General features: G+C 31.5%; 16 protein-coding genes. 5 read left to right on the top strand and 11 right to left on the bottom strand.

Annotation, left to right across the window (positions count from 1 at the left end; all coding sequences use genetic code 11):
• Positions 1-52: 52 nt before the first annotated feature.
• Complete coding sequence (locus tag Q0828_RS03930) at positions 53-3,469, bottom strand: hypothetical protein (RefSeq protein ID WP_298417865.1); 3,417 nt, start codon at positions 3,467-3,469, stop codon at positions 53-55.
• 287 nt (positions 3,470-3,756) lie between these two features.
• Between Q0828_RS03930 and Q0828_RS03925 the strand changes: the two genes are divergently transcribed.
• Both Q0828_RS03925 and Q0828_RS03920 read left to right on the top strand, forming a co-directional pair.
• The gene (locus Q0828_RS03925) at positions 3,757-4,203 is read left to right on the top strand and encodes a GNAT family N-acetyltransferase (protein ID WP_298417863.1); all 447 of its coding nucleotides are present in this window, start codon (positions 3,757-3,759) and stop codon (positions 4,201-4,203) included.
• 3 nt (positions 4,204-4,206) lie between these two features.
• The gene (locus tag Q0828_RS03920) at positions 4,207-4,497 is read left to right on the top strand and encodes a hypothetical protein (protein WP_298417861.1); all 291 of its coding nucleotides are present in this window, start codon (positions 4,207-4,209) and stop codon (positions 4,495-4,497) included.
• Here the strand turns inward: Q0828_RS03920 and Q0828_RS03915 are convergent.
• Both Q0828_RS03915 and rnpA read right to left on the bottom strand, forming a co-directional pair.
• Positions 4,494-6,131, bottom strand: coding sequence for a S41 family peptidase (locus tag Q0828_RS03915; RefSeq protein ID WP_298417859.1), 1,638 nt, complete (start codon positions 6,129-6,131; stop codon positions 4,494-4,496). The two genes, Q0828_RS03920 and Q0828_RS03915, sit on opposite strands and share 4 nt — an antisense overlap.
• A gap of 42 nt (positions 6,132-6,173) precedes the next feature.
• Positions 6,174-6,566, bottom strand: a complete 393-nt coding sequence (rnpA, locus tag Q0828_RS03910) for a ribonuclease P protein component (RefSeq protein WP_298417857.1) — start codon at positions 6,564-6,566, stop codon at positions 6,174-6,176.
• A 73-nt stretch (positions 6,567-6,639) separates the two neighbouring features.
• Here rnpA and Q0828_RS03905 point away from each other — a divergent pair, with 73 nt between their 5' ends.
• Complete coding sequence (locus tag Q0828_RS03905; protein WP_298417855.1) at positions 6,640-6,954, top strand: hypothetical protein; 315 nt, start codon at positions 6,640-6,642, stop codon at positions 6,952-6,954.
• A gap of 129 nt (positions 6,955-7,083) precedes the next feature.
• Positions 7,084-7,230, top strand: a complete 147-nt coding sequence (locus Q0828_RS03900; protein ID WP_298417854.1) for a hypothetical protein — start codon at positions 7,084-7,086, stop codon at positions 7,228-7,230.
• Between the two features lie 37 nt (positions 7,231-7,267).
• Here Q0828_RS03900 and Q0828_RS03895 read toward each other — a convergent pair whose 3' ends face one another.
• The 6 genes from Q0828_RS03895 to Q0828_RS03870 form a co-directional block, all read right to left on the bottom strand.
• Entirely contained in the window at positions 7,268-7,879 is a 612-nt protein-coding gene (locus Q0828_RS03895; RefSeq protein WP_298417852.1) for a hypothetical protein, read from the bottom strand.
• A gap of 67 nt (positions 7,880-7,946) precedes the next feature.
• The gene (locus Q0828_RS03890; protein WP_298417850.1) at positions 7,947-9,287 is read right to left on the bottom strand and encodes a hypothetical protein; all 1,341 of its coding nucleotides are present in this window, start codon (positions 9,285-9,287) and stop codon (positions 7,947-7,949) included.
• Positions 9,284-9,724, bottom strand: coding sequence for a phage holin family protein (locus Q0828_RS03885; protein WP_298417849.1), 441 nt, complete (start codon positions 9,722-9,724; stop codon positions 9,284-9,286). The genes Q0828_RS03890 and Q0828_RS03885 overlap by 4 nt, the downstream gene beginning before the upstream one ends.
• Positions 9,711-10,145, bottom strand: coding sequence for a TIGR02594 family protein (locus Q0828_RS03880; RefSeq protein WP_298417847.1), 435 nt, complete (start codon positions 10,143-10,145; stop codon positions 9,711-9,713). Before Q0828_RS03880 ends, Q0828_RS03885 begins: the two co-directional genes overlap by 14 nt.
• A 469-nt stretch (positions 10,146-10,614) precedes the next feature.
• Positions 10,615-11,301: a tail fiber protein gene (locus tag Q0828_RS03875; RefSeq protein ID WP_298417845.1), complete on the bottom strand. Its 687-nt coding sequence runs from the start codon at positions 11,299-11,301 to the stop codon at positions 10,615-10,617.
• 158 nt (positions 11,302-11,459) lie between these two features.
• Positions 11,460-11,615, bottom strand: a complete 156-nt coding sequence (locus Q0828_RS03870; RefSeq protein ID WP_298417843.1) for a hypothetical protein — start codon at positions 11,613-11,615, stop codon at positions 11,460-11,462.
• A gap of 273 nt (positions 11,616-11,888) precedes the next feature.
• Between Q0828_RS03870 and Q0828_RS03865 the strand changes: the two genes are divergently transcribed.
• Entirely contained in the window at positions 11,889-12,692 is an 804-nt protein-coding gene (locus Q0828_RS03865; protein ID WP_298417841.1) for a LexA family transcriptional regulator, read from the top strand.
• Between the two features lie 65 nt (positions 12,693-12,757).
• On the opposite strand, the gene Q0828_RS03860 is transcribed toward Q0828_RS03865, so the two are convergent.
• Positions 12,758-14,596 (bottom strand): M1 family metallopeptidase, encoded by a 1,839-nt coding sequence (locus Q0828_RS03860; protein WP_298417839.1) that lies wholly within the window; start codon positions 14,594-14,596, stop codon positions 12,758-12,760.
• Positions 14,597-14,612: 16 nt separating this feature from the next.
• Complete coding sequence (locus tag Q0828_RS03855) at positions 14,613-16,241, bottom strand: S8 family peptidase (RefSeq protein WP_298417838.1); 1,629 nt, start codon at positions 16,239-16,241, stop codon at positions 14,613-14,615.
• Positions 16,242-16,263: the final 22 nt, after the last annotated feature.

Genomic DNA, 16,263 nt, shown 5'->3' with positions numbered 1-16,263 from the left:
AAACGAGTTCGGGACTACTTTTACTATTAAAAATCTATGATTAATTAAAGGACTATTGTACTATTAATGGACTTATAGCATCACTTCCAATGCCTTCACCACCACCAATAAGGCCATCATTTTTAACAATTGGGTTGGTAGATACTTGGTTTCCATCAGTATCTAATACAGGAGCTCCATCTGAGTCAAATTGTAACCAATCATCACAATCAGTATCACAAGGCAATCCTTCCACATCCAAACCGATAGCACCAGCTTGAATTACTGTTAATGAAGTTGGTACACGTGTTTCCCATGTTTCCTCTACTTCACTTTCTGGATTACGTAATTCTTCTAAAATAGATACAAATTCTTCATCACTAGGTGTTGGTACTTGTCCACCATTCCAAACTTGTCCAGTTGCTAAATACCAATTTACCATTTCTTCAAATCCTGGACGAACTGTAATAATTACGCGTGCCATTCCACTTTTTAAGAAAGCTTTAAATAATGGATCATTGTTTTGAACTTGGTATAAATCATCCCATTTTTCTTTGGTTGCCCAGTAAAAAGGATAGAAATTATAACTCATAATATCCCATTCAAAAGCTTGTTCAAAGAATTTCACTTTTGCAGCATAGCTGTCTAAAGCAGGATTTGTATATTTTGGAACAATGTTTGCCAACGAATCTCTGTTATCAAGCATATCCTTTCCAAGATTTTCTTGTCCTATTAAATAAGCAATACAATTTTTACGTAATACTGTTCTTTCAATTTCTCTGTAGAACCCAGGGTTTATTTCTAACTTTTGTTCTTCTAATTGCTTTTGAGCAGCATACTTTTCTTCATATTCAGCCAAACGCTCTTCGTATGCTTTAATAATAGTATTGAAAGTTTCAAGTTGCCATTTTGTTTTTGCTTCAGGAAGAATTTGTAATTCTATACTAACCGTTGAATTTCCTGATAAATGTCCTAAAGATGAGAATGATACAGGAATTGAACCTACATGCTTTGGAAGATCATAGTTGCTGTTTCTTGAAAGCATTCGTTTACTACCTACAATGATTTCTGTAGCACTTGGTACAAATCCGTCAATACTATCTGCCCAATCAGCTCTTGCAGAGACAGAATAATATCCTTCAGGAATGTCTAATTCTACATCTTCACCATAACGTTCATAACGATCATCTTTTATTTCTACAGCTTTATATGAAAATGCTTTTCCAATATAAATCTTTTCTGTTGGTGGTTCTGAAACCTCAGCATTATAAATAGCTGCCCAATGTTTATAAGTATCTAAATTAACATTTTGGAAATTTGCCATGTTTAAATTACCAGAAGTAGTTCTTGGATCAGCTGGTTTTACTAAAATTTCTGTTTCATTTTTTAGTTGAATAGCTAAATCATGGAAAGAAGCTGGTTCTGGAACCATAAATTCATACATTAAGCGTTTTCCGTAGTTAAGAATTTTATTTCTATATACTTTATCTACCCAACGGTATACACCAGAAATGTGTTTGTCTCCTTTACGGTTATCAAACCCATGAGATGTGTTTTCTTCGTATTCTTCAATAACTTTAGTAACACGCTCTTCACGTACTTTTTGAACAACTCTATCTAAAGCTCTTTCAGTCAATTCTTTTGCATGTGAAATTGCTTGACTTTCTGAATCTTCAGAAGAAGTATTATTTGCAAAACTTGCACTAGCATTTCCACCAAAATTATCACCTCCCCAATGAATTCCTGCATTTGCATTTACAGATTGGTTTTGAGAATTCATAGAAGCAATTTCCTGATTCATTTCAAAACGGTCTGTAGAAGTTGTTTCTGTAAGATTCTCTCTTTCGCTTTCGCTAGAAAAAGTATCTGTAGTTTCCTGACGTCGTGTACGTGTTACATTTTTCAATTTGTGCTCACGTGCCATGATGTTTTCAATATGAGAAACCTCACCAGGAACATAACAACATACTTCTTGCTCTACTTTACGGTAATCAGCAATTCCTAAACGCTGAATACCATATGCAATAGGAGCTTCAGTAGCTGTACCTCCACCACTAACAACAGCTGGAGTAATTTTGCCGAGGAAACATTTTGCTTTTACAAAATTAGGAACTGTAAAATCGTATGTATCTCCATTGGTAAATGTAATTGTTCCTGAAAATTCAGTAGTAGGATTACTTAAGTCAATACCATTATTATACATTCTTAATACTATTGAGCTTCCTGTTTTACTTTCATCAAAGTATCCGTCTGTATTAGTAGATCCGTCAGCATATTGTACTGTATATGTCATGTTTGCAACATTATAAGATGCATTAGGCATACTTAAGACCATTACAATAATATGTTTTGAACTTCCTGTTGGAATACGTGAGCAAATTCTGAATTGAAAAGGCTTTGATAAAGAATCAGAAACAGGTACTGTAACACCACCTGTTACTATTTGTGTACTTCCAAAATTAGTATTACTAAAAGCAGTATCTGTATTAGCTTGAATTTCATCAGCAATAACAGTACTTACTTCATCTAAAGTAGTTAATCCGTGTTCTGTTTCAATAGCTGTGATATAATTTACTGCTTCAGTACTTAATCTACTAGCTAAAGTACTTTTATCCAATTGATCTTCCTGAGGGAAATTATATGGAGGAATAACTAAATTTTGATATTCTTTTAGCACAGAAGTTTCACCAGAATCAGGATCAGTAACAACTCGTTCTACAATAGTTGCAGCAGCATATGCATTTTTTACATCTTGATCATACGTTTTTTGGTATGCATCTCTAGCTACTTGATTTTCTCTTTTGAACTTTTTTGTTGTTTTTTCAACTTCTTTAGCAATTTTTTTAAGCTCTTTAATTTGATCTTGCGCCATAAATGCTTCCATTTCCTTTTTCATACTTTTTTCAGAAATAGGAGCATCTTTGTCTGTAGAAGCTGTAGCAACTTCATTACTAAATAATATTGTATCAATAACAACTCTAGCTTGTGCTAGTTTTTGTAAATTTTCAGCAGTACGTTCAACTTTATCACGGTTTGTTAAAAAGAAATCAGCAACAACCCAGGATAATAACATATCTCTTATGTAAGGATCTCCACTGGTTAAAATATTATAATGTAAATCGTCCCAAACGTCAACCATATTAGGATACGTACTCTGAGGAGCATAAAATGAATCCACTTTAGTTGTAATTTCTTCTAAAGTAAATTTTGTTCTTTTAGATGTAAGCCAAATAGCAAAATGATAGAAATAAACATTGTTATTTTCTAAATCCTTTTTTGAAGAGAAATTAGGTGTATAACCTGCAATCGCTGTTTCAATCGCTTGTTTTTTAGCTTCAGGCGTTGTTGCTTGTGAAGCTGGATTGATAAAATTACTTGTTTCGTTTACTGGAAATTGTACAAATCCTAATGCTTTTTCCAAACCTCCAATAAGTTCTGGCGCGCGCATTGTTACAAATCGGTACAATGTGTTTTTGATGTTTTGTTTCATCGTTTAAATTTTTAATCGTTTTAGATGTATTTTGAATAAACTGTTTCCGCTTTTCTAATAACAGCACTTCTTTTCTGCACGATTAAAAACTTATTGTCATTTCTTTCAATATTCAATCAAATGTTTGATTCTTTTTTTAAGAAAGTAAATAATCCATATTTTTCAGCTATACTTGTATTGTTTTTTAGCTTTTATGAATAAATAACAAAGCAAATATAAAACATATTACAAACAAATAAAAACATATTACAGTTTATTTTGTAAAATGTTTAAATAATTTTTATAAGATGTTGACAGTAAGCGTAAAAAATTTTAATGAGTTTTCAATTGATGAATTGTATGATGTGTTACAATTACGAAGTGAAGTTTTTGTAGTAGAACAAGATTGTGTGTATCAAGATTTGGATGGAAAAGATAAAAAAGCACTGCATGTAATTGGAACAAAAGATGGAAAAGTTGTTGCCTATACACGACTTTTTGATGCTGGCGATTATTTTGAGAAACCAAGTATTGGTAGAGTAGTGGTTTCTGAAGATGCACGTGCGTTTGGTTACGGCCATGTAATTATAAAAGCTTCTATTGCAGCTATTTACCAACATTATCATACCAAAAACATTAAAATTTCTGCACAAACATATCTCAAAAAGTTTTATGAATCGCACGGTTTTTCACAAATAGGAGATGAATATTTAGAAGATGGAATTCCACATATTGCAATGATAAGAAACGCATAGATTATGAAAATAAATTGTCAACGATGTAGTTCAAGTAATGTATTTGAAATTCCTGATTTTTCTATAGATGATAAGAAAAAATTACTGGAATTAAACCAAGTATCTGCTTTACTAGTAGTAAAAGAAATTATAAAGTTATACAGTGTTACACATAGAGATGCAAAGTTTATTGCAAGTCATATGAATTTAAAATACAAAAGCTGCCATCGTTGTCATAAAACTATTGACAATAATGAAAATAGCACATGTTCCAATTGTAACTCGTTGAATCTTAATTGGAATGTAAATTCCTAATTTAAAATTTTATCGTATTCACTTTTGTTTGCTAAGGTTTCAGTTGCTTTTTTGATGGTTTCATCATTTGTTAATTGATATTCAAATAAACCTTCGCGGTAGAAATAACGCTTTAAAATTTCGCTTTGAAGTTCTTTCAAAATTTCATCTTTATACGTATCAAGCGCATCTAATTTACTTTGTTTGATAGAAGCTAACAATTCATCGTATTCTCTAGAAACATTTTGTCCGAAGTCTTTAGCTTCTTTCGTATTCATCGCTTTTTTAAGTGCTTTTTCGGTTTCAGTTTCGTAAAAGTCTAATCCTGCGGAAGCGACACTTAATTTAAAATCATTGTAATTTGTATCATCAAACGCAAATGAATTCATATCTGAAAATGAATTTTTGTTATAAAATTCTGTTGCATAATTAAAGACGACCAAGTTTCCAATTAACGATCTTGTAAAGTCACTTGTTTTTTGTGAAGTAATTTCAATATCAGGATTAATTCCACCGCCATCATATACAGTTCTTCCTTTCTTCGTTTTAAACGCGGTATAATCATTTTCGTTCGTTCTAACGGCATTTCCATTCTCATCTCTATTCCAATAGTCTAATGCTTGAATACAACGTCCTGAAGGCGTATAATATCTTGAAATTGTTACTTTCAATTGTGTTCCGTATGTTAATTTTTTAGGTTGTTGTACCAAGCCTTTTCCAAAACTACGTGCACCAATTACAACAGCTCTGTCTAAGTCTTGTAATGCTCCAGAAACAATTTCACTTGCCGAAGCACTTCGTCCATTTACTAATACTACTAATGGAATTTCAGTATCTATAGGCTTTTTTCTGGTTTTATACGTTCTGTTGTATTTCTTAACTTTTGATTTTGTGGTTACAATTACTTCTCCTTTAGGCACAAAAAGATTTACAATATCAATAGATTCGCGAAGTAAACCTCCTGGATTGCTACGTAAGTCTAAGACAATACGTTCTGCACCATCTTCTTTTAGTTTTTCTAAAGCTTCTTTGGTTTGTGCACTTGCTTTTTTATTGAATTTTGCCAAAACAATATATCCAGTTTTGTCATCAATCATATCAAAAAATGGAACTGCATCTACTTCTATTTTGCTTCTTGTTAATTGTGTTTTGTATTCTTTTCCTTGGCGTTTGTACACAATATTTATAGTACTATTTGCAGCACCTTTTAGCAATTCTCCAGTGTCTTCTTTAAAATTTGCAATTACGATATCATCAATCTGAAGAATTTCATCACCAGCTTTTAATCCAGCTTTATCAGCAGGATATCCTTTATACGGCTCAATGATGGTAATTTTTTTATTACTTCTTCTAACAGAAGCGCCAATTCCAGAGTATTCTCCAGCATTTCTAATTTTAGCGGCTTCCACATCTTGTTCGTTGTAAAATTTGGTATATGGATCTAAATCGTTTAGCATTTCTTTAATGGCTCCATCCATTAATTCTGCAGGATTCGTTTCATCTACATAATTCATATTTAATTGCTTAAACATGGTTGTAAATATTTCAATTTGCTTTGCGATTTCAAAAAAATCACTTTTGAAACTTACAGCTACAAATAGAAATACGATTGCTAATACAGGAACTACAATTTTCTTTTTTAATATTTTTTTCATCTTCTTATATCATTAATAGCTAGAAAGATAGCAGGAATAACATTATTTTAAAGGTGTGTTTTCTGTTGCTGTTCTCTCTAAGAATTTTTGCAACAAACGAATCATTGACTTTTCAATTTCTTCAAAAGTTGGTTCTTGTTTTCCAATATACAAAAACATAAAAGCATAGGATGTTGATATTGTGTTAAAAACGTCATTTTTGTGCAAACGATAGGCTTCACGCATTAATCTTTTGATACGATTACGTGTAACAGCTTTTTTAAATCTTCTTTTTGTGACCGAAACTCCAGCTTGAACAGGTACATCTTTTGGTAATGATGTTGCTGTGTATATCAGTTTTAATGGAAACTTTGAAACGGAACTTCCTTCACTAAAAAGTAGCTCAATGCATTTTTTACTTTTTAATTTTTCTTCTTTTGGAAAACGATAATTCATGAAATTATATTGAATCTCGGTAAAAATAGAAAATAAGATTGTATTTACTATCTTTATTGTACACGGACTACAAATGAAAGAAACAGATTTAGAACGATATTTTAAATTATTTACCAATCAGGAAGCAGAAGATTTCTTTGATGCTGCATTGAAGGAGCAACATATCAAGTTTGTTAAGCGTGAAATTCCTGATTCTAAATTTTCAGAGTATTTTATTCATAAGAATGATATTACTTTGGTTGAAATCATCAATGAAAAACTTAAAGAAGTAGAGTCAGAAGAAACTAACAGACTTACTTCTAAAAAGCATAATAAGCCGTATACAATAGAGCTTTTGTTAATGCTGGTATTGATTGGAATTATCATTATAATTATTATACGTATATAAGAAAAAACATCTCCTAAAAGAGATGTTTTTTTGATTCTTATTCATTATAAAATAGTTAAAGACTGACTTTTATCATAGGTTATATGGTGATACGTTGTGTAATTTTAAACTCCTTAAAATAAGAATAATATGGAAGTTTTTAATCAGCTATTTTTGAATATAGTATTGTTACAACAAACAAAAGAAGAAGATTACTTTTTAGGTGCAGCTTTAGTAGTAATGACAGTTATTATTTTAGCTTTTTTAATCGTTTGGTCACGATCTAAAAATAGATAAATTATATACTAATTGAATGAATTCAACTCTTGGTGTATTACCATAATCGAACTCCTACACCAACATTATGACTTGTTGATTGTATTTGATTGAGGTTTACGCTGTAGGAAGCAAACCATTTTCCTTGATGTTGATATTGCACACCAAGACTAAGATTATTAAATTGGTTTTTATTTCCTCCAACTTCGCCAAAAACATAGAATCCACTTCTGTAGGTTTTAGGGTGTTCAATAGTTTTTGTGATGGTAATTTCTCTAGGAACTTTTAATTTATATGAAAACTTACTTTCTATTAGCGTTCCATCAACTACGTTGTGTGTAAAAATGTCAATATCTTCTGTACGAAGTGTATCTTTATATAATTTCCCTTCAATAAATTGTTTTTTTTCTTCCAATGTAATTTCTTTTTTGAAGTTTTTGCGTTCTTCATTTGAACCTATTTTTGGAATATAAACGTATTCAAACTTTGTAGTTTGTATATGTAAAGTATCAATTTTGGTTTGCCAAATTGTGTCTCGTACAATAGTAATAGTAGGTTCTGCCTTAATACCTATATCACTTTCACATGATTTAAGCAATAAACTATACCATAATAAACCAATAATGATGACAAGCAATATACGTTCTGTAGATATATGTTTTGTGTTCATGATTTTTTGAGATAAAAAGAGCCTTTGATATCAAAGGCTCTTAGATTAGTACTATTCATAATTATGTTTAGTAGGTGTTGGTAGTTCCGATGGTTACTGTAGCTGTTGAATCAGTATTTCCGGTAATAACTGTGTTTAAAACACCATTGGTAATCAATGAATTTTGAAGCTCTACTTTAGAACTAAAATTCGTTGGATTTGCAGTAGCATACTTAGTTATTAAATTAGAACCAGGCGTTCCTGTTTGGTATATAGTATTATGTCCTTTAAAAACAAGAGAATCTGTACTAAAGACAGTATTTGTTTCAATAGCAACTAAACCGTGTGGAACTTCTATATAAGAATTTTTTATATAAACTTGAGCATTTCCATTGATAAGAGAACAAATAGCTCCTACAGATTCTACCAATACATTTTCAAAAAATAATTTGTATTGTAACCTGGCAAGTGAAGCGTTTATTGTTACTTTATTTCCTGTAAAATGAACTTCACCAGCACTAAAAGAACCATTAGTTTCTGCATTCTCTTTGAAATTTACATATACTTTTCCAGTATGAGCAATTTTCATAATTTGAGTTGTGACATTTGGCTTGTGTTTACCAAAATTGATATAGGCAAGCCCAGCCAAACTCCCTTTTAAGAGCATTAACTCATGTGTCCCTGTTGCTTCATCAAAATCAAAATGATTTATACCTTTGCCTTCATTATTTACAACTAGTTTGCCACCAGCACTTTCAATGTTTCCTTTAAAAGTGTTAACATTTGCAGTACCTAATGTACTAAAAGCAATACCACTTCCTTTTAAGAGATTATAAGTAACATTTGCTTGTCTGACAGTTATAAACCCTTTTCCAAAGGTACTGTAGGGAGCTCCATATGTTTCAATAATATCAAATTCTCCTTCGAAAGTTAAAGTGCCTCCTAAAAATTTATTTTCAGAGTTATTTAATAATCGTCCCTTAGGTAAATAGAATACAAACTTATTGTAAACATTATCTACTCTGTCATGGAAATATTCATTGGTATTGTTTGAAAAATCAATTGTACAAGCTTCTTCAGATTCAAAACGAATATTTCGTTGAGGTAATAAAGCGTTTACTTCATAAGTTCCTTCTGATTGTAATTGTATGTTTAAAAAAGGATGTTCTAAACTAGTTAAGTCACCTTCACGTGGTTTTACTACTTCAAAAGCAGCAATAGCAGCGTCAATAGTTAGATACGGTTTTCTTGTATTACCTATTTCTGCTGTTGTATCATCTCCATTCGATACAGATACAAATACAGTATTTTCGGTACTCTCAAATTCATCTCTGTGAACAAGACTATCAAATACATCTTCAAATTGATTTTGTGTTGGCTTATCTCCTGTTTCGAAATAAGTTTTTAATATTTCTAATGATTGTTTCATTTTTTTTCAGTTTTATGATTTTGCTCTTTATTATTTACAAGAATGTCTATAGCTTCTTCTAAATCTTTTAGAGACTTTTTTTTAATTAAATTTATTAGTGCTTTAAATGGATTAATGCCATATATTTTGTTGAAGTTTTCTAAAATAGATTTTACTTCTGCAATGGCTATAAATCCTGTAATAATCCTTTGAAAAGGAATTTCATTGACAATATATTTTTCCAATAAAAAGGCAGATAGTACTACCAAATTATAGATGAAAAATTTTGAGATGGTATTTCCAATACGTTCACTACTAATAGGAATGTTGTTTTTAAAAGAAGCATACGCTCCTGTAATAAAATCAACAATAATTAGAAATATAATGGTGAACATAATGGTGGTCATTGGCGATATTAAAGTCAACAACCAAAAAACATATAATTTAGTCTTCTCCATTTTTATACAATTTTTTATAGTCTAAGATTCTGTTTTTAGGATAGGCTTTTATACAAACACTATTGTTTTGATTTCCTCCCAAAACATATACATAGCGTTTGGTTTGTTTTATAAAAAAGCCAACGTGTCCTTTCCAGCTACTAGGAGATTCGCGCCATAATATGACTAGGTCTCCAAGTGCAGGTATTGCTGTTGATTCTCCAATATTTAGCCAACTTCGAGCATTTAATTTTCCACTATATGGATAATTTTGAGTTTTAGCTACCCAGTTTACAAATGCACTACACCAAGCAGTTTCGTCCTGCAATTTGCTTCTGTCGTACCCTAATATTTCAAAGTATCTAATGATTTGGGGATTAGCTACTTTTCCAGCAATTTCTCTAACACCATATTGTGATAATGCTTTTTGAATTAAGCTCATAGTTTTTACTTTTTTTAGTTTGAACGACAATTACAATTGTCTGACATATTATTTTATACAATAGAATTTTGCGACTGTATAAAACAGTGCATGATTTCTATTTTCATGAAAATGTTGGAATTTAATTTGAGAAGAAAAAGCAACTAATGTATGCAACAGTAATTTTGTGTTTTCTTAACCAGAATAGGGCTTTTGCATGTATATTATGGTTCTTCTCAACAGTATTTTGATATGAATCGTACAAAAAAGTTGTACCGTTCATTAGAAAAGCGAATACAAATATAAAACATATTACAACACAAAACAAACATATTACAATATAAATGTAAATAATTCTGTTTTTTGTTGGAAAGAATTGCTGCCTAGTTACTTGGGAAGAAAAAAGCGTATTTTTAGAATAAAGAGTATTAAAAAATCCCTTTAATTAAAAGGGATTTTTGTTGGTAATAATCTGATATTGATAAATAAATTAACTCGCTAAAGGATTAATCCCTTCAAGCGCAATGATTGTGTTCACAACCAAATAAGGTTGCATGTTATTTACAGGTGTTGCACTTCCAGCAGTAGCTGTGCTTCCAGAGAGTGTTACATTTCCATTGATTTGTACATTGTCTGCTGCCATTAACTTATTGTTAGATTCTGAGTTATAAACCCAAGTATCAACATGAACACTACTAGGACTTTGTATTATTCCAAAATTATTAGTTTGTGGGTCGTCAGAGGTTCCATCTTCTTCATTCACTTTTACTGTTCCTGTTAAGTTATGAGAAGCTGCTAAGGTTCCAACAGTATGACTATGCGAAGGTAGTTGGCTTTCTGAAAGTGTATTTTCTGCTGTTCCACCAACTTGTCCAATTGCATAAGTTGGATCGTTATGAATCATTGTTTTTCCTTGTAAGTTTGGCAACGCAAAAGTAGTGGTGCCGTCTCCACCATAGGTTGTACCAATTAAATTGAATAATGTTTCGTGCTCAGAAATAATTAATAATTGCCCGTTGCATTTTTCCCATCCATCTGGGATAGTAGAAAAACTTACGGTTTTAATTTCTCCAATCATTGGCATAGCTAAGCTATCTAATAAATCTGAAAATTGTTGTTCAGTGGGCTTATCTCCTGTTTCAAAATAAGATTTTAATGTTTCAAGTGATTGTTTCATGGTAAAAGTATTATAGTTTGTTAATAATTGTTTTGTAAAGTCGTCTTCCTTCAATTTACAAATAGATTAAAGAATAAACTTACAAATTTAAAAACCCCTTTATCTTCATAAAGGAGTTTTTGATATACATATTTTAATAAGTATGAGTGACTAGCTAATTACTGTTTTAAAATATTGTATATGGTTTTTTCTGAAATGAATAATTGCTCTACTAATTCGTTAATTATTACTTTCATTTGTTTTGCAGAATTATCTTTTACATAATTCTGTACAAATTGTTTTCGTTTGCCTAAAAGTTCTTTACTTCGTTTCATAGCTGTTAAATGTATCGTGTATTCTATATGTTTTATGTTTCTAAAATCGCATTCAAAAAATGATTTTCAATACGTAACCGTCAGTCTATATTTTGTCACTTTTATTGTATTTATGAAGAATAAAATCGACATTTATAATCACAAATGTTTGATTTTCAATAAAAATTCATATCTTAGCAACAAATTACAATACAAATATATAACAAATTACAGAATATATAAAACAAAAAACAGAATTTTTTGTAAAATGTTTAATTTTTAAGTGAGCTAGATATGGAAGGAATACATGAAAAAATAAAAGAGATCATAGATCATTTTCACCTTAATAATAATTCATTTTCCAAACGAATAGGAGTGACTAGTACCACAATAGATAGTATTACCAATGGTAGGCCACAGTCTGATGGAACTCGAAAAAGAACAAAACCAGGATACGATTTATTGACTAGTATTATTTATGAATTTGAGATTAATCCAGATTATTTATTTGGGAAAAGTTCACAAATGTTTAAATCTGACAAGAAAGAATTTCAAACATATGCTGGAATTCCGCAAGTAGTGGCTGTGAATCAAGATGGAGAAGAAAATGTAGTGTATGTTCCTATTAAAGCACGAGCAGGTTATTTAGATGGTTATGGAGATGCAGGTTATATTGAAACTTTACCTTCTTTTAGTATGCCACATTTAACGAACGGAACGTTTCGTTGCTTTGAAGTACAAGGAAATTCAATGGTACGTACTTTTTTTGATGGTGATTTAGTATTTGGAAAGTATGTGGAGGATTTAAGCGATGTAAAAGATGGACGTGTGTATGTTATTGTGAGTCGTAATGACGGAATTGTACTGAAACGTGTTATTAATAGAATTGAAGAACGCGGAAAATTGATTTTAAAGTCTGATAATAAAGACGGAAATTATCCAACATATACCATTAATGCAGAAGAAATTATGGAAATATGGTATGTAACCATGTTTGCATCCAAGCAAATGCCCGAACCTGTGGATGTATACGACAGACTCCACGATTTGGAAAGTAAAATTGTGTTGCTTGAAAATGCATTACAACAGAAGAATTAAAAAAATCCCGCTAATTTCTTAGCGGGATTTTTTAATATATGAAATTATTATAAGTTGCTTTTCTATTATTTTCTAGCAACATTATTGTTTCTATTAATATCTGCCATCAATTGTGATGGATCAATTTCTACACTGTTTATTTTTTTATTTGTTTTTAAAGAATAATACGGATATGCCCAAGCCCAATCGTCTTTTTTAGTTGCTTTTGTTGGTTTTTCACCACGCATCATACGTAATGGAATGTAGAATTCTTCACTAGTTCCATCAATATAGTTTACAGTAATATCAATAGGCATTGGCATTAATCCAATCCTTTCTAATATAACCGTATCTCCATTAATTTCTTTTACACCGTAATCAATAGTATTGGTCGTTTGTGCCCAATCTGTTAAATACCAATCTAAATGAATTCCTGATACTTTTTCAGCACTTCTTTTGATGTCATTTGGTGTTGGATGTTTAAAACTAAAATCGTCAAAGTATTTTTTAAGTGTCTTTTCTACGTTTTCTCTTCCAATTACATATTCTAATTGAGCTAAAAAGATTTGCCCTTTACTGTATGCTGAGGTTCCGTAAGCTCTGTTGTACTCATAACGATCTGCATGTGTTGTCAACGGTTGTTCTCTTCCTGATTCTACAAGTTTGAAATATGCACTATATGAACTTTTATGTGGATTTTCTACATTTTTGCCCATTTTTTCATTCATATATCTACCAGAAATATATGAAGTGAATCCTTCGTCCATCCATTCATGTTTTGATTCATTGGTAGCTAGTAAGAACTGAAACCATGTATGTGCTAACTCATGGGCTGTAACACCAACTAAGCTTCCAAATTTTCGTTTTCCAGTAATTAATGTACACATTGCATATTCCATTCCACCATCTCCACCTTGAATTACAGAGTATTGTTTGTATGGATATTGTCCAACATATTTATTGAAATAATCAAGCATTTCTGCTGTTCTTGGTTGCAATTTTTCCCAGTTTTCTTTAATGCTAGGATCATTTTTGTATAAGAAATGTAATGTAATACCATTAGCTCCTTTGTACGTATCGTGTATATAATCAGGATCAGCAGCCCAAGTAAAATCGTGTACATTTGGCGCTTTAAAATGCCATGTTAGTGTATTTCCTGTAGGGCGGTTTACAGTTCCCGTTTCATATCCATGTCCTATTTCATTAGGATTTTGTAGATATCCAGTTCCTCCTAAAACATAATTTTTATCAATAGTAATTTTCACATCAAAATCTCCCCAAACGCCATGAAATTCACGTCCGATATAAGCAGGTGTATGCCAACCTTCAAAGTCGTATTCTGCCATTTTAGGATACCATTGCGTCATTGATAAAGCAACACCTTCTTTATTGTTTCTACCTGAACGACGAATTTGTACAGGAACTTGTCCTTCAAATGTCATGTTAAATGTGGTAGATTTACCCGGTTGGATAGGTTTAGCGAGCGTTACTTCTAAAATAGTACCTTCTGTAGTATGCGTTATTTTTTGTCCATTCTGCGTAAGCGTAATTACTTTTAAGTATCCAATTTCAGAATCTGATAATTTATTAATTCTGCTTCCAATTTTTGGACTCGGATCAGCAATAGTTCTTGAGCGAACATCCATTTCACTTCCTGGCTGAAACGCATTGAAGTATAAGTGATAGTATACCTTGTTTAATACATCTGGAGAGTTGTTTGTGTATACCAATTTTTGTGTTCCCGTATATTGGTAATTGTTCACATTCATATCCACATCCATCGTATAATCTACTTGTTGTTGCCAATAAGTTGAAGATGCTGTGTAAGAAGTCATATTTTTGTTGCTATTCGTGGAAGCCTGTTGTGATTTACAAGCCATGAACACTACAAGAATGAGTATACTTACTTTGTTAAAAATTTTCATGGATTTTGGTTTTATTTTACAATTTTACTTGCCCTCTATTTACTTTATCAGCTAAGATAAGTGCGTTATAAGCGTTTACAATTTTACCAGATCGTGAAGCATTTGAAAACGGCGTAGCGCTTTCGCTTTGATTTACAACAACTGACTTATTAATTGTAAGTCCAGATTGCATGATGATTTTCTTTACTTGTACAGCCGTTAGTTTTGGATATTGTGATAGTATTAATGCTGCTACTCCAGCAACACCAGGTGAAGCCATTGAAGTTCCTCCGATAGATTTGTATTCATTTTCTGGAAATGTTGAATAAATAGCAGATCCTGGAGCAAATACATCTACGTTTGTTTGTCCGTAGTTAGAATATGTAGCAACCATTTGCGAACCATATTTGTTTTGAAGTGCACCAACTGTTAGGAATGTATCTGAAATTTCAGCTCCTGTTAATGTTTGATCATTTGGATATACTGGTTTTTTGTCCAGATTTGTATTTTCGTTTCCAGCTGCATTTACAATTAACACATTGTTTTTTCCTGCGTAAGTAATAGCATCTTTAACCCATTGCGAGTTTATAGAGAAATATTTACCAAAGCTAGTATTGATAATTTTTGCACCATTATCAACAGCATAACGAATGGCCAAAGCAACATCTTTGTCATATTCATCTCCGTTAGGAACGGTTCTTACAGACATAATGGCTACGTTGTTTGCAACACCATTTACACCTTTACCATTATTACGCTCAGCAGCAATAATTCCTGCAACATGTGTTCCGTGTGATTCACTTTTTTTAACATGTTTTACATTTCCGTTTCCGTAATTAGTATCTGTAATATCGTATGGATCGTCGCCAACTGGCGTTCTACCATTAAAATTAGTATTTAGGTAATAGTTTAAATGATCTGTAATTGTTTCTATGTAATTACCTAAAGCCTCTTCTACTTCATCTACTGATGTTATTTCTCTTCTAAGCATTACGAATGCTTGTTTTGCTACAGCAACATGATTTTTTAAAGTTTCATCAGTTGTTTGAAGCGCATTTAATTCAGCAACAGTATAATTATTTTTCTTAAAGTGTGCAGTTAATGCAGCATTTGCCGATTTTATTCTTTGATAAATAGGGTCATACGTATTTTTTAAACCAGTATATTGTTTATACTCAGCATCAAGCTCAGCTTTTGCTGCTGCATAATCAGGATGACTAGTTCCTTGTTTAACTATACGTGTTTTTTCCATGTTTTCGTCGTAAGAATCTCCTAAGAAATTCCAACCGTGGATATCATCAACATAACCGTTTTTGTCGTCATCTTTTCCATTATTAGGAATCTCTTTGCTATTGGTCCAAATAACATCGTCTAAATCTTCGTGATCAATATCAATTCCTGAATCTAACACGGCTACAATTACTTTTTTTCCTTTTTTTCCTTTGATGATTTCAGCATACGCTTTGTCAACACTCATTCCAGGAATGGTATCTGTAATTAAATCTTTGTGTCCCCATGTTCGTAATTCAATTTCCGTTAGCGGAGTTTCTTTTAGCGGAGTTGTATCTATATTATCAATAGGAGTTGATAAAATAGGAGCTGTACTTCCACAACTAGCTATCGCAAGTGCAGAAGCAATAATAAAAGATGATTTTAGTAATTTCATGAGGGATACTTATTATTTTTGA

This window comes from uncultured Kordia sp., assembly GCF_947496985.1.
In the GTDB taxonomy this organism is placed as follows: domain Bacteria; phylum Bacteroidota; class Bacteroidia; order Flavobacteriales; family Flavobacteriaceae; genus Kordia.
Note: the sequence above shows the minus strand (reverse complement) of the source record. Positions and strands in the feature narration are given on the sequence as shown.